We start from the raw sequence: 22,402 nt of genomic DNA, 5'->3' as shown, positions 1-22,402 counted from the left end.
CCGCTAGGCGGAGAGTCGCGCGATCGCTTCGTAAGCGGGCCGCAGGTGAGAGTAGAGGCTGCGGTAGACACCGACTCGGTCTGCGTACGGCCGCCGGTTCCTCGCCGCGGGCTTGCTCACGCCGGCGGTCTCGACCGTCGCGTCGCAGGCTTCGGTGATGCTGGCGAATTCGCCGCAGCCCACCGCGGCTAGCAGCGCCACCCCGTACGCCGGGCCCTCGTCGGCCCGCATTGCGTGAACGGGCGCCCCGAGCACGTCGGCCTGCATCTGGCGCCAGAAGGGGCTCTTCGCGCCCCCTCCGGTCGCGCGGATCTGCTTCACCGGCACGCCGAGCTGGCGCATCAGGTCGAGGCAATCGAGCAGCGAGTAGGTCACTCCCTCGAGGACCGCCCGCGCAAGGTGCGCCCGAGTGTGGCCCAGAGTCAGTCCGACGAACGCGCCGCGGGCGTGAGGGTCGGCGTGGGGTGTGCGTTCGCCGGCCAGGTAGGGGAGGAAATACAGCCCCTCGGCGCCGACGGGCGCGTCGGCCGCTTCGGCGATGAGCTTCTCGAAGTCGACCACGCCGTCGGCTGCAAGCGACGGGTCGCTGCGGCAGAGCGCGTCGGCGAACCAGCCGAGCGATCCCGCGGCCGAGAGCGTCACGCCCATCTGATGCCACTTGCCACGGACCGCGTGGCAGAACGTGTGCAAACGGCCCGCCGGGTCGACCTCGGGCGTGTCGCTGTGGGCGAAGACCACGCCGCTGGTGCCCAGCGAGGTGTTCACCAATCCCTTCTGGACGATCCCGTTACCGATCGCCCCCGCCGCACAGTCGCCGGCGCCACCTACAACCACGCAGTCGGTCGTCAGGCCGAGCGAGTCGGCGGCTTCGGCTGTCAGCCGCCCGGTGACGTCCTCCGACTCGTAGACCGTCGGCAGCAGCGAATCGTCCAGCTCGAGCTTGGACAATAGGGGCTTCGACCACTGGCGCTTGGCCACGTCGAGCAGCAGCGTGCCGCTCGCGTCGGAGACCTCGGTCGCCAACTCGCCGGTCAGGCGGCGCCGCACGTCGTCTTTGGGGAGCAGCACATGGGCCAGGCGGCCGAACCGTTTCGGTTCGTGGTTGCGTAACCACAGGATCTTCGGCGCCTGGAAGCCCGTCAGGGCGGGGTTGGCCACCAGTTTCACGAGCCGCTTGCGGCCGCCGGCGCGTTCGGTGATCTCCTCGCATTCGGCCGCGGTGCGTTGGTCGTTCCAGAGCAGGGCAGGGCGGAGCACCTTCCCCCGCTTGTCGAGGAAGACCGATCCGTGCATCTGCCCCGACAGGCCGATGCCGCTGACTTCCCCCCGTTTGAGCTTCGCCTTTGTGAGCACCTGCCGCACCGTGTCGACCGTCGCCGTCCACCAGTGCTCAGGGTCTTGCTCGCTCCACAGTGGCCGCGGATGCTCGCAGGGATAGGCGGCGGTCGCCCCGGCCAACACACGGCCCGACGGATCGATCGCGATCGTTTTCGTGCCCGAGGTTCCGATGTCGATTCCGAGGAAGACGCTCATAAACACTCAGGCTAGCGGTGGGTCGCGGTTTGTAGCGACGGCAGCGGTGGTCGCGCTCGCGGCGGTCGTCGCGGGTTGCGACCGGGGAGGAGACAAGGCCGGCGAGCCGCCCGAGAACGCCGAGTCGCTCGCCCTGCCGCGTGCGAGTGTAACGCTGCGCGTGGGCGTCGTCAGCGACCCCGAGTTGCAAGCGGCGATCGACCGCCTCCGTGGGGAATGGGCCGAGGTGACCGACGGGGAGATTCAGACGGTTCCGATCGAGCCAGACGGCCTCTTGGCCGCGGCTGAAGAGTGCGACCTGATGGTCTTCCCCAGTCGATCGCTGGGAGAGCTCTGCGAGGCAAACGCGTTGCGGCCGGTCCGCGACAGCGTGCTGCAATCGGAGATGCTGCAATTCGATGGCTTCCTTCCGCTAATCCGCGAGCACGAGATTGTCTACGGCCAACAGGTGATGGCCCTGCCGCTTGGATGCCCAACGCCGTTGCTGCTGACCGCCGATGCGAACGCCCTCCGGATTGACCTGCCCGACGACAACCGTCGGCTCGCGCTGGTTTACCTTGCGTGGGCAGCTCCGCACGCGGTGCACCGCAGCCGGACCGCCACGCTGTTCGACGCCGACACGTTCGTTCCACGACTGTCTACGCCGGCGTTCGTTCGCGCGCTCGAGTCGCTCGTGGCCGCGGCCGATGAGCAGGGCGATTCCCAGATCGTTTGGCCCGACCGCGACGAGCCGCTCCCGCCGGGCGTCGCGCCGGAGCCGCTCCCCGGGGCCAGCGAGGCGTACAACGGCTTGGCCGACGCTTGGGAGCCGACCGACCCGGGCGACCAGCGGGCCACGCTGCTCGCGTCCGATGGCCGGCTGATCGGCGTCGCCAGGGCGAGCCGCAACGCGGCCACGGCGTTCCGCTACGCCGCGTGGCTCGCTGGCCCCGAGAACGCGGGCCAACTGTCCACAGCGAGCGACCACGTGGCGAACTGTCGCGGCGCCCGGACCCGCTCGGCCGACGCCTGGCGAGCGACCGACGACCGCCAAGCCGCCAGGGCCTTCGCCGAAGCCGGCGGCGAGGCGCTCCGCGCCGGACGGTTCCTCCTCGCCCCCCGCGTGCCGGGGGCCGACGCGTACTTGGAGGCCCTCGGCGAGGCCGTTCGCGAGGCCCTCGAGGGCGCCCCCCCGGCCGGCGCCCTCGCCAAGGCGGTCCAGGCTTGGGACACGATGTCAGCCCAGCGGGGCCGCGACGCGCAGCACGCGGCCTACATGCGGAGCGTGAACTCCCGGCCGCTCGGATCGCCGGCACGTTAGCCGCTCGGCGCTTGCCAACGCCCCGCGGCGACGATACTTTCGAGCGTTTCCCCGGCCTCCCATCGCCGGGGCTTGAGCGAATCCCCACCGCGGCGCCCACCTGCTCCGCTCGCCCGCCCCGCTAGCGCCGACGCCCCGATGATCAGCTCCGGTAGCCCCACGGATCGGATCGTCATCACCGGGATCGGTCTGACCTCGCCCAACGGCAACACGCTAGGGGAATACCGCCAGGCGCTGCTGGAAGGTCGCAGCGGCGTGCGGGACTACGAGATCCGCTACGTCGGCAAGACGTTCGCCGGCGTGTGCGACTTCGACGAACTCCGTCACCAGAAGCGCCGCGAGGTCCGCCGCGGCACCCGCGCCGGGAGCATCGCGATCTACTGCGCAAACGAGGCGCTGGCCGACTCGGGAGTCGAATGGGAGAACACCGACCGCCAGCGGGTGGGCGTGTACCTGGGCGTGACCGAGCACGGCAACGTCGAGACCGAGAACGAGATCAACGAGATCAAGGCCTACGACTACGACACGAGTGTCTGGTCGCACCACCACAACCCGCGTACCGTGGCCAACAACCCGGCGGGCGAGGTCACGCTCAACCTCGGGATCACCGGCCCGCACTACACGATCGGAGCCGCTTGCGCGGCGGGCAACGCGGGCATGATCCAAGGCACTCAGATGCTCCGCCTGGGCGAGTGTGACCTGGCCATCTGCGGCGGTGTGTCGGAAAGCATCCACACGTTCGGCATCTTCGCCGGCTTCGCCAGCCAAGGGGCGCTGGCCGACAACGCCGACGCGACGAAGGCCTCCCGCCCGTTCGACAAGGGCCGCAACGGGATCGTGGTCGCCGAGGGGGGGTGCTTGTACATCCTCGAGCGGTACCAAGACGCCGCCCGCCGTGGGGCGAAGATCTACGGCGAGATCGCCGGCTACGCGATGAACTCCGACGCGAGCGACTTCGTCCTCCCCAACCCAGACGAGCAGTCCCGTTGCATGCGGATGGCGCTCGATCGGGCGCGGCTCAGCGCGGACGACATCGGCGTGCTCAGCACGCACGCCACCGCGACCACCAGCGGCGACATCCAAGAGTGCGAGGCCGTGCGGCGCGTGTTTGGCGGCAGCACGACGACCGCCATCAACAACACGAAGAGCTACATCGGCCACGCGATGGGCGCCGCCGGCGCGCTCGAGCTGGCCGGCAACCTGCCGACGCTCACCGACGGCGTTGTCCACCCGACGATCAACGTCGACGAGCTCGACCCCGAGTGCGACCTCCCCGGCCTGGTGCTCAACGAGCCGCGCGAGGGCGCCAAAGTCGACGCGATCCTGAACAACTCGTTCGGCATGCTGGGGATCAACTCGGCGCTGATCGTCCGGAGAGTTTAGCAGCAGAGGGCTGTCGGCTATCGGTCGTCGGCTATTATCGGCTGAGAAGGAAATACAGAAGTTTGCTTCGGTTCTTCTGGAACCACGACCTCCCGAGATACAGGAGCGGCGGCGCTGCACGGCCGACAGCCGACAGCCGACAGCCGACAGCCAACTATGACCCGCGACGAAATCCGCGAAGAGATCATCGACATCCTCTCCGACATCGCCCCGGACGAGGACCTCTCGGACCTGGACGACTCGAAGAGCTTCCGCGAGCAAATGGAGCTGGACTCCATGGACTTCCTCGACATCGTCATGGAGCTGCGCAAGCGCCACCGCGTGCAGATCCCCGAGGAGGATTACACGGAGCTGGCCAGCATGGACTCGACGGTCAACTACCTCGAGCCGCGCATGAAGGATATCGTGCGGGCCTGACGGCCCGCGGGCTGCAGGCTGTCGACGGGAGGCTGCAGGAAGCGCTTCGCGATGCTTGCGGCCCCAGGGGTGGGGCAGATTTCGATCGCCGCTTGCGCGTCCTCAAGCCTACCGCCTCAAGCCCGCAGCCTCCCTTGTACGACACGCTCATTATCGGCGCGGGGATGTCGGGCCTGGCGGCCGGGATCCGGCTGGCGATGTACGACCAGCGGGTGTGCGTGTTGGAGCGGCACACCACGATCGGCGGGCTCAACTCTTTCTACCGCCTGCGCCGCCGCGACTACGACGTCGGCCTCCACGCGCTGACGAACATCACCCCGAAGGGGACGAAGAAGGGCCCGCTCGCGCGGCTGCTGCGGCAGCTCCGATTCAGCTGGGACGACTTCCAGATCTCGCCGCAGCTCGGCTCGCGGATCGCCTTCCCCGGGCGGCGGCTCGACTTCAACAACGACCCGCAGACGCTCACCGACGAGGTCGCGCGCGAGTTCCCGAGCGAGGCCGACAACTTCCGCCGCCTGGTCGCCGCGATCGCCGACTACGACGACCTGACCGACGAGCACCAGCAGCTCTCGGCGCGGGAGGTGGTCGCCTCGCACGTGAAAGACCCGGTCCTGGTCGAGATGCTCTTCTGCCCGCTGATGTTCTATGGCAGTGCGCGCGAGCACGACATGGACTGGGGGCAATTCTCGATCATGTTCCGCAGCATCTTCCTCGAGGGCCTCGGCCGACCCCACTCGGGCGTGCGGCTGATCCTCAAGAACCTGGTGAAGCGCTACCGCTCTCTCGGCGGGGAGCTCCGCCTGCGGACCGGCGTCGACCGGCTGCACGTCGAGGACGGACGCGTGGCCGGCGTCGTGCTGGACAGCGGCGAGGTGCTCCACGCGAAGCGAGTGCTCTCGTCGGCCGGCTGGTGCGAGACGATGCGCCTGTGCGACGACGGCCAACCCGTCGAGGTCGCTGGCCCGCCCGCCCGCTCACCGGGTCGTCTGTCGTTCTGCGAGACGATCAGCACGCTCGACGTGGACCCCAAGCAGATGGGCTACGACCGCACCATCACTTTCTTCAATGACCACGACCGCTTCGATTGGACCGTGCCGACCGAGCCGTGCGACTTGCGGAGCGGCGTGATCTGCAGCCCCAACAACTTTGATTACGCCGCCGACAGCCTCGACGACGGCCGCGGCGGCCGCGGCGTGATGCGTGTCACCGTGCTGGCGAACTACGACTATTGGAACGACCTCGGCGCGGAGGCGTACCAATCGGAAAAGCTGCGGTGGTTCGAAGCGATCAACGAGTCGGCCGTCCGTTTCACGCCGGACTACCGATCGCGCGTCATCGACACCGACATGTTCACGCCGACGACGATCGTCCGCTTCACCGGCCACGACAACGGCGCCGTCTACGGCGCGCCGGAAAAGCAGCTCGACGGCACGACGCACCTCGAGAACCTCTTCGTGTGCGGCACCGACCAGGGCTTTGTCGGCATCGTGGGCAGCATCGTCAGCGGCATCGGCATGGCGAATCTGCACTGCCTGAAGGACTGAGCAGCGTCCGCCGACGGTCGAGGGGTTGAGCGAGCGTCGTCGCCAGTGGTTTATAATCTAGGAGGCCACTCACCGACTTGCGCGAGGGAACCCCGCCCATGGAATCCGATGATCTCCAAGACTTGCTGAACGAGTGCCCGCTGCTGATCCGCATGAACGACGGACGGGAGGTGCTCGTGGAGAAGCCCGAGTTCATCGTCATCAGTCCCTACAACGCCGCTGTGCTGACCGACATCGACGGCCGCAAGCGGATTATCGTCCTCTCGCTTATGAACATTACCTCGGTAATCCCGAACGCGACTGCCGGCGCCTGAGCGATGAACCAAATGACGAGCGCCATGGCCGTGATCGGCCTCTGCGGCTTCGCGTTAGCGGGCCAGCCCGCCGCCCTGTCCTCCGGACTCGACCTCCCCGACCCGCTGGTCACCGCATCGGGCGAGCCGGTCGACTCCCCCGAAGTCTGGCGCGAGGTCCGGCGGCCGGAGTTGCTCGAGCTGTTCCGTACGCACATTTACGGCCGCGCGCCGATCGGTCGCCCGGCCGACGAGAGCTTCGCCGTCCAGGAGGTCGACGCCCAAGCGATGGGCGGCGCCGCGACACGCAAAGACGTCCGCATCCGCTACTCGGGACGCGGCGGCGAGGGGGGACTGCGGCTCACGCTGTTCGTCCCCAACGAACGCCCCGCCCCGGCGCCGGGGTTCGTCCTCATCTGCAACCGCGACCCCGAGAACATCGACCCGGCACGCCAGACAAAGAGCCCCTTCTGGCCCGCCGAGCAGATCGTTGATCGCGGCTACTTCGCCGCGGCGTTCCACTACGCCGACATCGACCACGACGACGGCGACGACCGTTTCGACAACGGCGTGCACGCGCTGTTCGACCCGCCCCGCGCCGAGGGTCCGTCTGCAAGGAAAGAACAGCCCCGCCCCGGCGACGCGTGGGGCGCGATCGCCGCGTGGGCCTGGGGGGCGAGCCGGGCGCTCGACTACCTGGAGACCGACCCCGACATCGACGCCACTCGGGTCGCCGTGGTCGGCCATTCGCGTGGCGGCAAGGCGGCCCTTTGGGCCGGCGCCCGCGACAAGCGCTTCGCGATGACGGTGAGCAACAACTCCGGTTGCACCGGCGCAGCGTTGGCCCGCCGAGAGCAAGGTGAGCGGGTCGCCGACATCCTCCGCTTCAAGAATTGGTTCTGCACGAACTACCGCGACTACGCCGGCCGCGAACAAGCCCTGCCGGTCGACCAGCACCAGCTCCTCGCGCTGGTGGCGCCGCGGCTGTTGTACGTGGCCAGCGCGAGCGACGACGACTGGGCCGACCCCGAGGGCGAGTACCTCGCCGCCGTGCACGCCTCGCCCGTGTGGGGCCTGCACGGACAGCCGGGCCTGGTCTCTGACGCGTTCCCTGCGCCGGGCGAATCACGCCACGAGGGCCGCATCGGCTACCACCTCCGCGAGGGCGGGCACAACCTGACCGAGGAGGACTGGTCGCACTACATGGACTTCGCGGATCGCTGGATGCAGCCGGTCGAGTGATCGACCTCCGTCGGATCATCGGGTGATTCCGGGTATCCTGAAGCGATGCGCCGCCCCCGCCTGTCGCTGCTGAGCCTGCTGCTGATTGTAGCGGTGGTCGCGTCGTCGCTCACGACGGCGATGCTTTGGAGCGAGGTCGGTCCCTTTCGGCGAGAGGTCAGCCGGCTACGTGAGGAGGTCGGCGAGCTCGACCTCCAAGACCCGACCCGACTGCACGCGATGCGAGTCGAGACCCGTGACGATCTCGAGTGGAAGTGGCGGCTGTGGATACCGCAGGGGGTGGCTTACAAGCTGCGCACCGACGCCGAAGCGATCCCCGCCGAGGGTTACCCCCGCGGCGGCGGCACGATCTGGCTCCGCGAGCCGGGCGAGCTCGTGGTGCGGTACGTGATCCGCCGAGACGCCCGGTCCGGCGGCTGGCGCGGCTCGCTCAAGACCCGCGGCGGCTCGGTCGGCAGCGACGCCGCGCCGTGGGTCGAGTGGCCTTCACGGACCTACACGTCCGGCGGCGTCGGGACTTCGACCCGCGCGTTCCCGGCCGACCAGACCGTCGACCTAATCCGCTTGCGCGTCGGCGAGAACGTCAAGAGCACCGACGACATCGCCGACCCCGCGCCGGGATTCGTGGTTTGGCTAGAGCCGCTCTGACGAACGGCACGCCGACGCCACTTAGAGGACTCGATCGCGACTTCAGCTCGGGCCTCGTCGCGTGGGCGCCGTGAGCCCCCGACAACCGGTTACCGCCGCGGCCCCTCTCCGGTACCTTACAAGGTCCGCTGCACCCTGCCCGCTGCCCTCTGCCTGTTTCCCCCCATGCCCAAAGACTTCCTCGCCGGCGCCCAGGACCACTACGACGTCGTCGTGATCGGCGCGGGCCTCGCCGGATTGACCAGCGCGAACATCCTCGCCCGGCAGGGGCGCTCGGTGCTGCTTCTGGAACAGCACTACAAGCTGGGGGGGCTGGCCACGTGGTTCAAGCGGCCCGGGCGGCACATCTTCGACATCTCGCTGCACGGCTTCCCGGTCGGCATGGTCAAGAGCTGCCGGCGGTACTGGTCGAAGGAGATCGCCGACTCGATTGTGCAGCTCACGGGCATCCGGTTCGACAACCCGATGTTCTCGCTGCAAACCGACTTCACCCGCGCGGACTTCACGAAGAAGCTCACCGACGACTTCCAGGTGCCGCAAGAGACCGTCGATGCGTTCTTCGAAACGGCCCGCGGCATGAATTTCTACGACGACCAGCAGACGACCGCCCGGGAGCTGTTCGACAAGTTCTTTCCCGGCCGCGAGGACGTGATCCGCCTGTTGATGGAGCCGATCACCTACGCCAACGGCAGCACGCTCGAGGACCCGGCGATCAGCTACGGCATCGTGTTCAGCAACTTCATGTCGAAGGGCGTGTTCACGTTCGAGGGGGGGACCGACGCGCTGATCGGCAAGATGACCGAAGAGCTCCGCAAGAGTGGCGTCGACATCCGCATCCGCAGCGACTGCGAGCGCGTTCTGGTCGAGAATGACAAGGTCGTCGGCGTGCGAGTGAACGGCCGCGACATCAAGTGCGACGCGGTCGTCAGCAACTCGAACCTCAAGAGCACGATCTTCCGCCTGGTGGGCGAGGAGAAGTTCTCCGACAGCTTCGTCGACGAGGCCCGCGCGGTGCGGATCAACAACTCCAGCACGCAGGTCTACATCGCGCTGAAGCCCGACGACCCGCTCGAAGAATCTACCGGCGACCTGCTGTTCACCAGCACAGCGCCGACCTTCAACACCGAGGCGCTCCTCTCGCGCGACATCACCAGCCGCACCTACAGCATGTACTACCCGCGGACGCGGCCCGAAGGCCGGCCGCAGAAGCTGATCGTCAGCAGCACCAACGCCCGCTGGGAAGACTGGGCCGACCTGCCGGAAGAGGAGTACCAAGCGAGCAAGCAGCACCTCTGCGAGACCACGCTCGACGCGCTCGACAGGTACGTGCCCGGCGTGCGCGAGCGGGCCGTGCACGTGGAGGCCAGCACGCCCCGCACGTTCAACCACTACACGCACCACCTGGCCGGCGCGAGCTTCGGCACGAAGTTCGAAGGCCTCGCCGTGAGCCGCGCGCTGCCGCAGCAGATCGGCGGCCTGTACCACGCGGGGAGCGTGGGGATCATCATGTCCGGCTGGCTGGGCGCGATGAACTACGGCGTGATCGTCGCGAACGAGGTGGACAATCACCTGATGACCGGCGGCAGCCGAAGCACGGCCGACGCGGAGCGCGAGGTGACGGCCGACGTTTCGGCGGGGTGAAGGCGCCACAGATGGACGCGGATAAAAGCAGGTGGCGATTCGAAGAAGTAGGATTAGTCGCCGAGGGGCAATCGATTGATCTTGAAGGCGTAAACCCATGGGATCACGAGTGGGTGGCCGTAAACTCTCCACCGACGGATTTGGCCCATCCATCCTATCGCCATCAGTTGCACCGACTTCACCTGTACAGAATCGCGGAGGCAGATAGAGAGATTATTTTCGCAGCTGGGGAGGTTTCTGCTTCAGTATGGTGCTTTTACCTGGCTCATGAGGAGAAAGAATGAGCTCGTTCGATCGGATCGTCAGCGACCCGACCGTTATTGGAAACCCAGCCGTGCCTCCGCGGGAAACGGCTTGCCGTTAGGTGAGTCTTCGAGCCGGTCGCGTCATACCCAGATCGGGCCGAACGGCTCCGCAAGTACCCGGAGTTGGAAGAAGAGGACATCCGCTAGCCGACCACCGTCACCGCATTCGGCCGGAGGTTCTCCAAAGCGGCGAGCAACGCCGGCAGCAGTGGGCGGATGTCGTCGAGTTTGTTCGACGGGGCACGGATTACCACAATTGCGAGCGGGAGCCGCGACTGGTCCTGCTGGTACGAGAGGTTCGTGTCCTTCGTCAGGAGCGCGTCGAATCCGCCGGCCGCAGCCATAGCGAGGAGCTCGCCATTCTGCATGCCGCCCCAGCCCATGAACGCCGCGGTCGCGCAGTCGTGGCCGGTGAGCAGGGGCCGTAAGCGATGCGGCAAATTCTCGTCCAGCAACAGCTTCATGCCGCCGGCGCCGGCGGAATGGTCTTCGTCTTCGCTTCTTCGAGGAGCGCCTCGGCTTGCTCACGTGTGACCGATGGAAAGTCTTCCAGGAAGTACTCGATCGAGTAGCCGCTCTTCAGGTGGTCGAACAACGCGACCACCGGCACGCGAGTTCCCATGAACACAGGCGTGCCGCCCAGGATCTTCGGGTCGACGTTGATCACGCTGCTCATCCCCCCAGCCTACCGCGCGGCGGCCCGATCGGCCATCTTATCCGCGTCCCTCCGTGCTATCCGTGGTCCCGCATGAGCCGCATGACGAAAGACGAGATCCAAGCCGCTATCCCGCACCGCGACCCGTTCCTGCTGCTCGACGAGGTCCACGAGCGCACCGACGAGCGGATCGTCGCCCGCAAGCGCTTCACGGGCGACGAGTTCTGGTACCGGGGCCACTACCCCGACTTCCCGATCACGCCCGGCGTGCTGCTGTGCGAGGCCTGCTTGCAAGCCGGCGCAGTGCTGTTGTCGGGAATCACCGAAGCCGCCCAGGGGGGCCAGGGCGCCGCGGGGGGGGTGCCGGTCGCGACTCGGCTTACGAACGCGCAGTTCCGCGATATGGTCCGCCCCGGCGATGTGATCACCATTGAGGTCGATCTGACCGAGCGGTTGGCGAACGCGTACTACATGAAGGGCAAGGTCACCAACGACACGAGCGGCAAACTGGCTGCGCGGTGCGAATTCGCCTGCACGGTGGCCCCGCCGAAACGAGATTGACCGTAAGTCACGCCGGCCGCGCGCCAGCCGATCCCTTCCGCCTACGGTCGACAGCCTCTCTCACAATGCCTTCCGACTTCCTCCAACTCGCCGGCAAGACGGTCCTGGTGACCGGCGTGGCGAACCGCAAGAGCGTCGCGTGGCACGTCGCGCGCCTGCTCACCGACGCCGATTGCCGTGTGATCTACTCGGTCCGCAGCGAGCAGCGGCGCGAGCAGGTGCAGAAGCTGGCCGGGCCCGACGCGACGGTCCTCGTGTGCGACGTGGAGCACGACGACCAGATCGAGCGTTTCGCCCGCGAAGTCGCCGAGGACTGCGAACGGACCGGGCAGAAGCTGGCGGGCCTCGTGCACTCGATCGCCTTCGCGGACTACGACGCGACGGACGCCGCCGAGGGCCCCAGACCGTTCCACGAGACGACACGGAAACAGTTTCTGCGGACCTGCGGCATCTCTTGCTACTCGCTCGTAGCGCTGGCTAATTCGCTCAAGGAATCGCTGGCCGACGACGCGTCGGTCGTCGCCATCTCAATCTCCACTACCGAGATGGCCAGCGAAAATTACGGCTACATGGCGCCGATCAAGGCGGCGCTCGATTCGTCGCTGGTGTTCCTTGCGAAGAGCTTTAGCCGTTTCAGCCGGGTGCGTTTCAATGCGGTTGCTCCTGGGCTGCTGAAGACCTCTGCCTCGGCCGGTATCCCAGGTTACGTCGATTCGTATCTATTCGCCGAGAAAGCGACACTGCGTGAAGAAGCTGTTAAGACCGACGAGGCGGCGGCCGCCGTGGCCTTCCTGCTGAGCCCTCGATCGTCGGGAATCAACGCCCAACGGCTGGTCGTCGATGCGGGGATGCGGGTCAACTACTTCGACGCCCGCATCGTTCGGGCGGTCGTGGAGAGGAGCGACTAAGAGCGTCCGAGTGGGGCAGGGTCGGATCGACGTCGGCTGCGTATCCCCCCTCAGGACTGGTTCTTGCCCGCACGATCGGACCTGTCGGCCGCCAGAGGCGGTCATTTATCGCCCAGTCAGGTAGGGAAAATTGGTAGTCGGTTTCGCAGGCCGATGATACCCTTACTGATGGGCCGCTAGCGGCGATGCGCGCCAATTGCGACGCCGTGATCGGCCGTTCACTCTTCGCAGGCGGAAGGGCTCGTTTAGGCTTCGGGCCGCTCGGGGTGTCAGGACGACAGCAATTCGGAACAGGCGCCGCGGCGAACCGTCATGAGAACGGCGGCTCGCTCGGCTTATACACTAGGGGAACGACTCGCCCCCAGCCGCCCGTCGGGCCGGCGCTTGTCGCCGGCCGATGACGAACGCGGGGGGTTGCAGCTAAACGGATGTCTCAGGGCGCCACCGACAAGCTGATCGAGCTCGTCAAACGCAGCGAACTTGTTTCGCAAGCGGACCTCGACCGCTTTCTGGACTCGCTCCAGAAGCGGGAGGGTATGCCCGGCGATCAGGCGAAGCTGGCCGATCTGCTGGTGGAAGACGGGCTGATCACCCGCTGGCAGGCCGACAAGCTTCTGGCGGGCAAGCACAAGGGATTCCGGCTCGGCAAATACAAGCTGCTGGGGTCGATCGGCAAGGGCGGCATGAGCCACGTGTACCTGGCCGAGCACGTGCTGATGCGACGGCGCGTGGCGATCAAGGTGCTGCCGAGGCAGCGTGTGAAAGATCGCTCGTACCTGTCGCGGTTCCAGCTGGAAGCCCGCGCCGCCGCCCGGTTGGACGACCCGAACATCGTCCGCGTGTACGACATCGACAACGAAGGCGACACGCACTACATCGTGATGGAGTACGTCGACGGACGCGACCTCCATCAGACGGTCAGCCAAGACGGGCCGCTCCCGTTCGCCGTCGCGGCGCGGTACATCGCACAAGTCGCGACCGGCTTGCAGCACGCTCACGAGATGGGCCTCGTGCACCGCGACATCAAGCCCGCCAACTGCCTGGTCGACCCGAACCAGACGATCAAGCTCCTCGACATGGGGCTGGCCAAGCTCACCGACGACGAGACCTCGCTCACCCTCGCCAACGACGAAAACGTCCTCGGAACGGCCGACTACCTCGCTCCCGAGCAGGCGCTCAACAGCCACGCGGCCGACGGGCGGGCCGACATCTACAGCCTCGGCTGCACGCTCTACTTCCTGCTGACAGGCCGCCCGCCGTTCCCGGAGGGAACCATCTCCGAGCGGTTGCTTAAGCACCAGGTCGAGCAGCCGGAGAGCCTGCTGAAGCTGCGGCCCGATTGCCCGCTGTCGCTTGTCGACATCTGCATGCGGATGATGGCCAAGAAGCCCGTCGACCGCCCGCAGACGGCCGGCGAGGTCGGCCGCCTGCTGAACGAGTGGCTCGCCGATCGCGGCGAGTCGACCGTCTCTAGCGCCCGCGCAGCCTCCGGATCCGACGCGCCGGAGGGGCGGGGCTCGGGCGTGGGGAGCGGCATCCTCAGCCGCTTCCAGCAGGCCACCGGTTCGGACACCAACCGAGGGCACTCGCCCGGCGACACCGCCCGGTTGTACTCGGCAGGCTCGTTCGACACCGACGAAGACATCGGCCTCGCCCCGCTCGACGACGAAGACGACAGCGCCGTCCGCCGCGCCCGCAAAGCCGCGCAGAACAAGAAGGCGTCGGCCTCGTCCGGGGTGCTCTCCGACGACAGCGGCGAGAAGCTCTCGGGCTCAAAGAGCAAGCCGGGCTCGAAGAGCAAACCCGGCAGCGGCGCCGCCGGCAAGTCGAGCGGCGCCTCGGGGCCCGCTACGCCGTCTGCCGACGCGGTCGAAGCGTCGCTCAGCTCGCCGGCCAGGAAGGTCAAGCCGAAGTCGATCTTCGAAGAAGAATACCACAACGAGCCCGACGACGACCCCGTCGCCCGCCGCGCGGCCCGCAACACGACCACGGGATACGACCCGCTCCACCCGCCGGGGTACCGGAATCCCTACACCCGCACGCCGAAGTGGGTCTGGGCGATCCTCGGCCTGGGCGCGATCTCGATCGTCTACATCGCGCTGCGGATTATCCTCGGGATGTAGGGCCCAGCGGCGTCACCGCCGCGTGTCACCCCGGCGGCGTGTCGCCCCACTGGGCGGCCATCATCAGGCAGTTCACGCCCGATCCGATCCCTAGCAAGGCGACCCGATCGCCCGCCTGCACGAGGCCCTCGGCGAGGCCCATCGAGAGCGCGCTGGGCAAGGCCGCAGCCCCGGTGTTGCCCAGCCGGTCGAACGTGGCATAGTCGCGTTCTAGCGGCAAGCCAAGCTCGCCGAGCATCATCTTGCGGTGGGCCCCTCCCACCTGGTGGCAGAACGTGCGGTCGATCGCGCCGCGCGGCCAGCCCGACTCGGCCAGCAGCCGCTCGAACGTAACCCCCCCGGCCGCCACGCCGGCCCGCATCAGGCTCTCGCTGTCGGTGCTCATCACCTGCTGGTGCCCGTGGCTCCTGCACAGCGCATGGTGGCGGGTGTCGGCCTGGCTGGCGGCGGCGAGCAGCCGCGTGCCCGTCCGGCTCAGGCGCTCGTGGCATAGCACCACGGCGGCGCTGGCCGACCCGATCGTCAGCGACGCGAACGAGTCCTTAACGGTCGCCCGCGACAGCGACGCGTCGCGGTTCAGCGCGTCGATGGTGTTATCGACCAGTTCCCGCCCGCACTCCGTCCCGACCACGAGCGCGGCATCGACGAGGCCCAGCTCGATCATCGCCGCCCCTTGGAGCATGCCCGACAAGACTCCCAGGCACGCATTCGACACGTCCTGCACGATGCACTCCCCCGGCAGGCCTAGCGCGTGGTGCACGCGGCAGGCGGTGGCCGGCTCGAGGCAGTCTCGGCAGACCGAGCCGTGCACGCACAACCCGAAAGCCTCGCGCGGCAAGCCGCTCCGGGAGATCGCCAGCTCGCCGCTGCGGATGCTGATGTCGCCCGGTGCGGTCCCGGCGGGAAAGAACCGCCGCTCGCGGATACCCGACATCAGCTCCAGCCGCCCCGCCGGCAGCCGCAAGCGATCGTAGAGCGGGGCCAGCCGTGCTTCGATCTGGTCCGAGGTGACGACCTCGTCGGGCAACACGTGGGCGACCGCCTCGATACAAACACGCTCGAATCGCATCAGAGGGCTCCGTGACGCGTAACTCGGCCGACCCGCCGAATCGTCGCAAAATCAGACACATAGAGGGGAGGTACGGCGTAGGGCGTCTGGGTAAACGAGCGGGAACATAAAACGTCCATAACGTGCAGGTCTACCTTATCTTGTGCTTGCAACCCCAGTTCGTTCGAAAATCAAGCGTTTGCCTTGTGCCGCGCGGCGCGCCGGGTACCTTTGCCGCCGACTTGCACCCCGCCACATTTGACCGCCTGACAACGGTCTCCACCACCGAGGGCCGCAGCGAGGGATCGAGCGACAACCGAGAGCGGCGGCGCAGGCGGCTAGACTGCGGTCCTTCGGTCCTCCGGAGGCCCGCGAGCAGACCCGCCCGCGACGTAGCGGCGTGTTAGGGATGACACGTGACGCGCTGCTGAGGCCATCTCAGGCAAGCGTCGTCGGCACGCCCCGCGTGGTGAACCCAGCCGGCGCCCCCCGGGGCATCGGAATCCCGGACCGAGGCGGTTGAGCCTCTTGTCTTCGGTGTGGGTCCAGCCCCGCTCAGCTGGTTCTGGCTGTCTCGGTCGAGCCCCTCCTGTTCTGATCGATACCCGCAAGCTGCTGGGTTCGCCGGCCCATTTCGCGCAGGGAGTGCAAGCGAGATGTCCAAGCCCGTAATCGCGTTGAACGCCGATTTCCGCGCCGCCGAAGGCGACAAGCCGGCCGTCAGCTACGTGCCCGGCGGCTACTACGACGCCCTGCTCGAAGCGGGCGCGTTGCCGGTAATCCTGCCGCCGTACGAGGAGCAAGAGGACCTCGACCAGGCCCTGTCGATGGTCGATGGCGTGTTGTTGGTCGGCGGGGCCGACCTCGACCCGCGTCGCGACGGCTGGATGCTGCACCCGAGCGTGCGTCCGCTGGCGAGCCGCCGCGAGACGTTCGACCGCCTGCTGGCCCGCACGGTCTGCGAGCGGCGTATCCCTGCTTTCGGGATCGGCGTAGGGATGCAACTGCTGAACGTGGCCAAGGGGGGCAACCTGTTCCTGCACATCCCCGAAGACCTTCCCGAGGCCCTGCCGCACAAAGACCTGATCGACCCCTCGCACCGCCACACGCTGGTGATCGAGCCCGGCTCGATCATGGACCGCGTCTACGGCGACGGCGAGCTCCGCGTGAACAGCCGCCACCACATGGCGTTGGACGAGGTGGCCGAGTGCTTCGCCGTGACGGCCCGCTGCCCCGACGGCGTGATCGAAGCGATCGAGAGCCGCAGCGACGACTGGTTCGTGATCGGGACACAGTTCCACCCCGAGGCCAACACGGCCTCGGCCCTCGACCTGCGGATCTTCGAAGAATTCCTCGCCGGCGTGAAGGAACACGCCGAGCCGGTGCGCCTCGTCGCCTGACGCTGCGGACCAGCACCCCCGATGGAAACGGGCCGGCAAGGATGGCCGGCTAGCGGACAGCGCACGGACGCGCTGCACCACGCGACCCGGCGCTTAGCGCCGGGTCGCGTTGTTCTTTTCGGGCGGCCCCCGCCGCCGTCAGGGCCGCAGCTCGCCCCCCAGCACCCGCACGAATTCGCGGAGCCAAGCCGGGTGCGCCGGCCACGCCGGGGCGGTGACCAATCTGCCGTCGACGCAGGCCGAGTCGAATCCCTCGCTCGGCTCGTCCCACTGGCCGCCGGCTAGCAAGGCCTCTGCCTTGCAAGCCGGGTACGCCTGCAGCCGCCGCCCCTCGAGCACGCCCGCAGCGGCGAGCAGCTGCGCGGCGTGGCAGATCGCCGCGACGGGCTTATCCTCCGCGAAGAACGCGCGAACCAGTTCGAGCACCCGCTCGTTCGTACGCAGGTACTCCGGCGACCGGCCCCCGGGAACGACGAGGCCGGCGAACTCGCCCGCTTCGACCGAGTCGAAGTCGCCCGTGATCCCGAAGCGGTGGCCCGGCTTCTCGCTGTAGGTCTGGTGGCCTTCGAAGTCGTGCACCGCCGTGGCCACCGAGTCGCCCGGCTTCTTCCCCGGGCAGACCGAGACCACCTCGTAACCGACCATCGCCAAGGCCTGCCACGGGACCATGACCTCGTAATCCTCGACGAAGTCGCCGACCAAAAAGAGCAGTTTCATTGCAGTTGGTGAGGGTTGGGCGGCAGCCTGGTTGCGGGGCCGCGTCGATCCCGATCTTAGCCGCGGCCGGAAGGCCGCGGGCGGCAACGCCGAAAGGGGGCCGCCGCGCTACTCTTCTTCGATCTCGAGCTCGCGCGGGATCCGTTGCACGCGGCCTTCGCGGTCGATGCTGGCGATGGTGGTCTCGGCTTCGACGACGATCCTCTCGCCGATCTTCATCACGTACGCGTGGTCGATCCGCGCGCCGTACGCCCGCTCGGTCCGGATCCACACGCGGAGCGTGTCGCCGTAGCGCGCCGGCGACTTGAACCGCACGGTGGCCTTCGCCACGACCAGCAGCACGCCGGCCGCCTCGATCGCCGCGTAATCGAAGCCGACCGCCTCGAGCAGCTCGATCCGGGCCAGCTCCATGTACCTCAGGTAATTCGAGTGGTGCACGACCCCTTGGGCGTCGGTCTCGTAGTAGCGGACCGGCAGGTCGAACGTGTGCTCTCGCAGCATGGGAGGGTCGGTCTTGGGCGGGCGTCGGATTTCGGCTTCGCCGGACAGTACCCGGTCGGCCGAGCGGGGGCAACGCACCGAGCGGGAAGCGTTGCAACAAACTATTGCGCCCGTTATCTTTACGTCCTTTCCCGGAATGTGTCCGGCAGTAATTCTCCCCGCCATTTTGTCCCGGTAGAGCCACGATGAGCACCGGCGCCGGAGCCGCCACGGCTGACCTGACCGCACGCGGCCGCGACTACCCGACGATCCGCCAGTTCACGGTGTTCTTAGAGAACCGTGTCGGCGAGCTGATGGGCGTGGTGCGGCGTTTCGAAGGGAGCAACGTGCGGATCGTCGCCCTCACGATCAGCGACTCGACCGAATGCGCCCTGGTGCGGTTCCTGCTGAGCGACCCGGAGGCCGGGCGGGAGATCCTAGAGCGGGCCGGTCTGGCGATCGTCGAGTCGGACTTGATCGGAGTCGAGCTGCCGATGGTCGCGCAACCGATGCTGCAAGTCTGCACGGCGCTGTTGACCGCCGAGGTGAACATCACCCAGGTCTACCCGCTGCTGGTCCGTCCCAACGGCCGCCCCGCCGTGGCGCTGATGGTCGACAACATCGAGCACGGCATCGAGACGCTCGCCTCGAAGGGATTCCATATGATCAACGAGGACGAACTGCAGTCGTTCGACCCGATGACCTGAGCCTCCCGCTCCCGGTCGGAGCGCCCTCCCCCCCCGGCCCAAGAGCCCCCCTCGGCGCCCGACGACGGCCCACCGCCCCCCCGCCTGCCGCCTGCTACGCACCCATGGCGATCAATGTCACCTGCCCCGGCTGCCTGAAGCGATTCCAGGTCGCGGACCAGCACGCCGGCAAGAAGGGGCCGTGCCCCAACTGCAAGAAGATCATCGAGATCCCGAAGGCCGAAGACGCCGTCGTGATCCACGCGCCGACGCACGGCCCCAAGGACGCCCAAGGACGTGAGGTCCTGAAAACCTTCAAGCGTCGCGACGCGGTCTTCGACCCGTTGGTCGCGACCGGCGTCGGCGTGGTGGTCCTGCTGACCTTGCTGGCCGCCTTCCTGTTGCGGGGCTCCGACCCGGCGAACGATTGGCCTGTGCTCGCCGGCGGCTCGATCCTGCTTGGCCCGCTGCTCGCTTGGGCCGGCTACGCGTTCCTCCGCGACTCGGAGCTCGAGCCGTACACCGGCGTCGCGCTGTGGCTCCGCGCGACCGCCACGGGGCTCGTGTTCGCGCTGTGCTGGTTCCTCTACTTCTACTTGGCCGACCAACTGGGCGTCAGCGAGTGGCGCGTCGAGGGCCTCGAGATGTGGCAAGCGGGGGTCGCCGCGGCCATCGCCATCGGTATCGGCACGTTCGCGTCGGTCGTTGCGCTCGACCTGGAGCCGATGATGGCGTTCCTGAACTGCGGGTTTTACTTCGTCGTGACCGTGCTGCTGCGATGGATCATGCAGCTGCCGCCGTTGCCCGGACTCATGACCGACGCCTAAGAAGACCGAGGCCGAGCAGCGGATGGCCGCGTCACTGCTGGATCTCCCCGAGTTGCGAGGGCTGCACGGGCCCGCTTCCGGCTTGGTGAGGCTGCCGCCGGGGGTCGACGTGCCCCTCACGCCGCGCGTCCGCCAGTTGATCGACACCCGCGAGTTCCGCCGGCTGGCGCGGATCAGCCAGCTCGGCCTCGTGTCGCTGGTCTACCCGGCGGCCAACCACACCCGCCACGAGCACTCGCTCGGGGTCTACCTCAACGCGATCGCCTACCTGCAAAGCCTGGCGACCGACGAGCGCTTCGCCGCGGTGGTCCGTCCGCAAGACGCCCAGCTGCTGCTCGCGGCCGCGCTGCTGCACGACATCGGCCACTGGCCGTTCTGCCACCCGATCGAAGACATCCGCCTCGCCGGCGTGCCCGAGCACGAGCTGTTCGCGAACAGCTTCTTGCTCGAGGGCGAGGTCGCCGACGTGCTGCGCGACGACTGGGGCGTCAACCCGCGCGACGTCGTCGCCACGCTCTCCGGCAAGCCGACCGACCGCCGCGGCCGCCTGCTGCAATCCCTCCTGTCCGGGCCGATCGACATCGACAAGGCGGACTACCTGGTCCGCGACAGCCTCCACGCGGGCGTGCCCTACGGGCAGCACTTCGACCGCTCGCGGCTGGTCCGCAGCCTGTGCCTGAACCAGGCCGGCGACGGGCTCGCCATCACGCAAAAGGGCAAGACCGCCGCCGAGATGATGGTCTTCGCGCGCTACGTGATGTTCAGCGAGGTCTACTGGCACCACGCGGTGCGTTCGGCCACCGCGATGCTCCAACGCGCGTTCTATCTGCTGCACCGCGGCCTCGACCTCGACGCGCTGTTCCGACTGACCGAAGAGCCGTTCGTGCGCACGCTGACCGAAGCGGCCGCCGATGGCCCCGCGGCCGAGCTGCTCGACGGCCTGTTCGGGCCGTCGCGCCGCCTCTACAAGCGCTTGACGCAGTACAGCCTGTTCGAGACGCCCGAGCTGTACGGCCGCTTGGCGCGGCGGCCGTACCCGTGGCTAGTGCGGTGCGCCGAAGAGTTCGCCGGCCTGCTGAGCCACGCGCTGTCGCGCGTCGTGGCGCCGCACGAGGTGCTGTTCGACGCGCCGCCCGTGGGCCTCGAGGTCGAGTTCGACATCGAGGTCCGCGACTCGCCCCGGGGCCCCGCTCGCCGGCTGGGTGAGATATCGCCGATGGCCCGCTCGCTAGCGCGCGAGCAATTCGACGACTACGTGAAACGCGTCAGGGTGTTCGTCCACCCGCGCCTGGCCGACGACGCGCGGAACCTGACCTCCACCGCCGGCCTCATCCACGAGGCGGCCGACCGCGTGGGCTGACCCGCGGCGTCTCAGTTGGCGATCGAGCAAACCAACCGGTCGGGCTCCGGCGAACCGACGTCGGGCAGAGGCAACGTGAGGAGCCCGCGTCGCACCCCCAGTCGCTGCGCGGCCCGCGCTTGCTCGTCCGTCAACCGGCCCAGGTCGACCAGCACGTCCAGCAGCGGGCGCTGCTGCTCTTGCTGCTGGAGGATCAGCTCGGCAAGCCGACCGCGTGTCAAGAAGCCCAGCTCGACTGCCGCCTCGCCGAATTGCAGCTCCGGCTTCTGGTCCTGCAAGCTGAGCGCCTCGCGGACCTGACGCGGCGTGAGCATCCCCATTTCCATGGCGACCTGGCCCAGCGGCGGGCGGAGCTCGTCCTGCAAGCTCAGCGCCGCGACTAGGTCGTCCGGCGAAATCAGGCCTGCTCGGACCAATCCAGCGGGGGTGTGCATAGCTGAGGGAATCCGATCGCAACGCTTTTGGAGACCCGCCACGAACGGCCAACCACCGCCCCGCTGGCAAAGCCCACCGGAAAGGGTAGGCCGCCGCCCGCGGCGCGCGGCTGCGGTTGTCACACGGCGCTGCTCGCCCTGGCTATTTGGCCCCCAGGTCGCCGTCGCAATCGGCGCGACCCGTCTGTGAAGATGTTCTGAATAGTGAATCTGGAGAGTCTGCGGTTCGTGGGCCGATACGCCCTGTAGTGCAAGCTAGCAGCGGCGCCGACTCCCCGGCGGGGCTCCCGATAACACCGACCGAACTTCCGCACACCCGATGCAGGCTTCGCGTCCCCGATACATGTTGATCGCCGAGACCGACCCGTCGGGCGGTGGCGACCATTGGCGTTTCGCCCTCCACGCGGCCGAAGCGCCGATCACCGTCGCGGCTTCTGACGCCGAACCCGGCGCGGACGAGGACCGCCTGGTGCTGCTGGCCCTGGTCCGCGGCCTGGAGGCCCTCGACCAGCCCTCGGAGGTCACCGTGGTGACACGCAACGCTTCGGTGCTCCGCGGGTTGTCGCGCGACCTGGCCGTGTGGCGCAACAACCACTGGCGATGGGAGCGGTTCGGCCGCTCGGCGCCGGTCCGCGACGCCGACCTCTGGCGCCGCGTCGACCAGGCGCTCCGCTTCCACGATGTCCGCTGCCGCACGTGGCGCTGCGACCGCCCCGGCCTCCGCGGCGCGCCCCCCCGACCGCACTTCCGCCCCGCCCGGCTCGAAGACGACGCCAGCCCGCTGGCGAGCGGGCGATCCGACTCGCCGGCGATGGTGGTGGTGCGGACGCCCCGATCGCGCCGCTCGGTCCGGATCGCCGAGCCGGCGGTCGCTTAGAAACCCTACGAAGTGTCCAC

At 68.0% G+C, this 22,402-nt stretch carries 23 protein-coding genes; 16 read left to right on the top strand and 7 right to left on the bottom strand.

Going from position 1 to position 22,402, the window contains the following annotated elements; all coding sequences use genetic code 11:
- Nucleotides 1-3: 3 nt before the first annotated feature.
- Nucleotides 4-1,533, bottom strand: coding sequence for a xylulokinase (gene xylB / locus RIC11_RS01530; protein ID WP_350208061.1), 1,530 nt, complete (start codon nucleotides 1,531-1,533; stop codon nucleotides 4-6).
- Between the two features lie 46 nt (nucleotides 1,534-1,579).
- Between xylB and RIC11_RS01525 the strand changes: the two genes are divergently transcribed.
- The 8 genes from RIC11_RS01525 to RIC11_RS01490 all read left to right on the top strand — a co-directional run bounded on the left by RIC11_RS01525 (nucleotide 1,580) and on the right by RIC11_RS01490 (nucleotide 10,001).
- Nucleotides 1,580-2,833, top strand: coding sequence for a hypothetical protein (locus RIC11_RS01525; RefSeq protein ID WP_350208060.1), 1,254 nt, complete (start codon nucleotides 1,580-1,582; stop codon nucleotides 2,831-2,833).
- 138 nt (nucleotides 2,834-2,971) lie between these two features.
- Nucleotides 2,972-4,216 carry a beta-ketoacyl-[acyl-carrier-protein] synthase family protein gene (locus tag RIC11_RS01520; RefSeq protein WP_350208059.1) on the top strand — a complete coding sequence of 415 codons (1,245 nt, stop codon included), beginning with the start codon at nucleotides 2,972-2,974 and terminating at the stop codon, nucleotides 4,214-4,216.
- 156 nt (nucleotides 4,217-4,372) lie between these two features.
- Nucleotides 4,373-4,633: an acyl carrier protein gene (locus RIC11_RS01515; protein ID WP_350208058.1), complete on the top strand. Its 261-nt coding sequence runs from the start codon at nucleotides 4,373-4,375 to the stop codon at nucleotides 4,631-4,633.
- Between the two features lie 134 nt (nucleotides 4,634-4,767).
- Entirely contained in the window at nucleotides 4,768-6,177 is a 1,410-nt protein-coding gene (locus tag RIC11_RS01510) for a phytoene desaturase family protein (protein ID WP_350208057.1), read from the top strand.
- Nucleotides 6,178-6,275: 98 nt separating this feature from the next.
- The gene (locus RIC11_RS01505; RefSeq protein ID WP_350208056.1) at nucleotides 6,276-6,491 is read left to right on the top strand and encodes a hypothetical protein; all 216 of its coding nucleotides are present in this window, start codon (nucleotides 6,276-6,278) and stop codon (nucleotides 6,489-6,491) included.
- 12 nt (nucleotides 6,492-6,503) lie between these two features.
- Nucleotides 6,504-7,712, top strand: coding sequence for a glucuronyl esterase domain-containing protein (locus tag RIC11_RS01500; RefSeq protein ID WP_350208055.1), 1,209 nt, complete (start codon nucleotides 6,504-6,506; stop codon nucleotides 7,710-7,712).
- A 45-nt stretch (nucleotides 7,713-7,757) separates the two neighbouring features.
- Nucleotides 7,758-8,360 (top strand): hypothetical protein, encoded by a 603-nt coding sequence (locus RIC11_RS01495; protein WP_350208054.1) that lies wholly within the window; start codon nucleotides 7,758-7,760, stop codon nucleotides 8,358-8,360.
- Nucleotides 8,361-8,525: 165 nt separating this feature from the next.
- Nucleotides 8,526-10,001, top strand: coding sequence for a phytoene desaturase family protein (locus RIC11_RS01490; RefSeq protein WP_350208053.1), 1,476 nt, complete (start codon nucleotides 8,526-8,528; stop codon nucleotides 9,999-10,001).
- A gap of 448 nt (nucleotides 10,002-10,449) precedes the next feature.
- Here the strand turns inward: RIC11_RS01490 and RIC11_RS01485 are convergent, their stop codons facing one another.
- Entirely contained in the window at nucleotides 10,450-10,770 is a 321-nt protein-coding gene (locus RIC11_RS01485) for a DUF5615 family PIN-like protein (RefSeq protein WP_350208052.1), read from the bottom strand.
- A complete protein-coding gene (locus tag RIC11_RS01480; RefSeq protein WP_350208051.1) occupies nucleotides 10,767-10,982 on the bottom strand; it encodes a DUF433 domain-containing protein in 216 nt (71 codons plus the stop codon). Before RIC11_RS01480 ends, RIC11_RS01485 begins: the two co-directional genes overlap by 4 nt.
- A gap of 81 nt (nucleotides 10,983-11,063) precedes the next feature.
- Between RIC11_RS01480 and RIC11_RS01475 the strand changes: the two genes are divergently transcribed.
- The 3 genes from RIC11_RS01475 to RIC11_RS01465 all read left to right on the top strand — a co-directional run bounded on the left by RIC11_RS01475 (nucleotide 11,064) and on the right by RIC11_RS01465 (nucleotide 14,553).
- Complete coding sequence (locus tag RIC11_RS01475) at nucleotides 11,064-11,522, top strand: 3-hydroxyacyl-ACP dehydratase FabZ family protein (protein WP_350208050.1); 459 nt, start codon at nucleotides 11,064-11,066, stop codon at nucleotides 11,520-11,522.
- A 65-nt stretch (nucleotides 11,523-11,587) separates the two neighbouring features.
- Nucleotides 11,588-12,430 carry an enoyl-ACP reductase FabI gene (locus tag RIC11_RS01470; protein ID WP_350208049.1) on the top strand — a complete coding sequence of 281 codons (843 nt, stop codon included), beginning with the start codon at nucleotides 11,588-11,590 and terminating at the stop codon, nucleotides 12,428-12,430.
- A 428-nt stretch (nucleotides 12,431-12,858) separates the two neighbouring features.
- Nucleotides 12,859-14,553, top strand: a complete 1,695-nt coding sequence (locus tag RIC11_RS01465; protein WP_350208048.1) for a serine/threonine-protein kinase — start codon at nucleotides 12,859-12,861, stop codon at nucleotides 14,551-14,553.
- 25 nt (nucleotides 14,554-14,578) lie between these two features.
- On the opposite strand, the gene RIC11_RS01460 is transcribed toward RIC11_RS01465, so the two are convergent.
- The gene (locus RIC11_RS01460; protein ID WP_350208047.1) at nucleotides 14,579-15,622 is read right to left on the bottom strand and encodes a 3-oxoacyl-ACP synthase III; all 1,044 of its coding nucleotides are present in this window, start codon (nucleotides 15,620-15,622) and stop codon (nucleotides 14,579-14,581) included.
- 635 nt (nucleotides 15,623-16,257) lie between these two features.
- Between RIC11_RS01460 and RIC11_RS01455 the strand changes: the two genes are divergently transcribed.
- Entirely contained in the window at nucleotides 16,258-17,001 is a 744-nt protein-coding gene (locus tag RIC11_RS01455; RefSeq protein WP_350208046.1) for a gamma-glutamyl-gamma-aminobutyrate hydrolase family protein, read from the top strand.
- A gap of 138 nt (nucleotides 17,002-17,139) precedes the next feature.
- On the opposite strand, the gene RIC11_RS01450 is transcribed toward RIC11_RS01455, so the two are convergent.
- Both RIC11_RS01450 and RIC11_RS01445 read right to left on the bottom strand, forming a co-directional pair.
- A complete protein-coding gene (locus RIC11_RS01450) occupies nucleotides 17,140-17,718 on the bottom strand; it encodes a DJ-1/PfpI family protein (RefSeq protein ID WP_350208045.1) in 579 nt (192 codons plus the stop codon).
- A gap of 108 nt (nucleotides 17,719-17,826) precedes the next feature.
- Nucleotides 17,827-18,219, bottom strand: coding sequence for an acyl-CoA thioesterase (locus RIC11_RS01445; protein ID WP_350208044.1), 393 nt, complete (start codon nucleotides 18,217-18,219; stop codon nucleotides 17,827-17,829).
- A 185-nt stretch (nucleotides 18,220-18,404) separates the two neighbouring features.
- Here RIC11_RS01445 and RIC11_RS01440 point away from each other — a divergent pair, with 185 nt between their 5' ends.
- The 3 genes from RIC11_RS01440 to RIC11_RS01430 all read left to right on the top strand — a co-directional run bounded on the left by RIC11_RS01440 (nucleotide 18,405) and on the right by RIC11_RS01430 (nucleotide 21,071).
- The gene (locus RIC11_RS01440; protein ID WP_350208043.1) at nucleotides 18,405-18,905 is read left to right on the top strand and encodes an ACT domain-containing protein; all 501 of its coding nucleotides are present in this window, start codon (nucleotides 18,405-18,407) and stop codon (nucleotides 18,903-18,905) included.
- 104 nt (nucleotides 18,906-19,009) lie between these two features.
- Nucleotides 19,010-19,711 carry a hypothetical protein gene (locus RIC11_RS01435; RefSeq protein ID WP_350208042.1) on the top strand — a complete coding sequence of 234 codons (702 nt, stop codon included), beginning with the start codon at nucleotides 19,010-19,012 and terminating at the stop codon, nucleotides 19,709-19,711.
- Nucleotides 19,712-19,733: 22 nt separating this feature from the next.
- On the top strand, nucleotides 19,734-21,071 hold the full coding sequence (locus RIC11_RS01430; protein WP_350208041.1) for an HD domain-containing protein: 1,338 nt from the start codon (nucleotides 19,734-19,736) through the stop codon (nucleotides 21,069-21,071).
- A gap of 11 nt (nucleotides 21,072-21,082) precedes the next feature.
- Here RIC11_RS01430 and RIC11_RS01425 read toward each other — a convergent pair whose 3' ends face one another.
- A complete protein-coding gene (locus RIC11_RS01425) occupies nucleotides 21,083-21,505 on the bottom strand; it encodes a cyclic di-GMP-binding domain-containing protein, MshE-related (RefSeq protein WP_350208040.1) in 423 nt (140 codons plus the stop codon).
- Between the two features lie 343 nt (nucleotides 21,506-21,848).
- Between RIC11_RS01425 and RIC11_RS01420 the strand changes: the two genes are divergently transcribed.
- Nucleotides 21,849-22,382, top strand: a complete 534-nt coding sequence (locus tag RIC11_RS01420) for a ribonuclease H family protein (protein ID WP_350208039.1) — start codon at nucleotides 21,849-21,851, stop codon at nucleotides 22,380-22,382.
- Nucleotides 22,383-22,402: the final 20 nt, after the last annotated feature.

Origin of the sequence: Botrimarina sp. (genome assembly GCF_040219535.1) — a bacterium.
GTDB lineage: Bacteria > Planctomycetota > Planctomycetia > Pirellulales > Lacipirellulaceae > Botrimarina.
The sequence above is the reverse complement of the archived record's forward strand: the minus strand, read 5'-3'. Positions and strand labels throughout refer to the sequence as shown.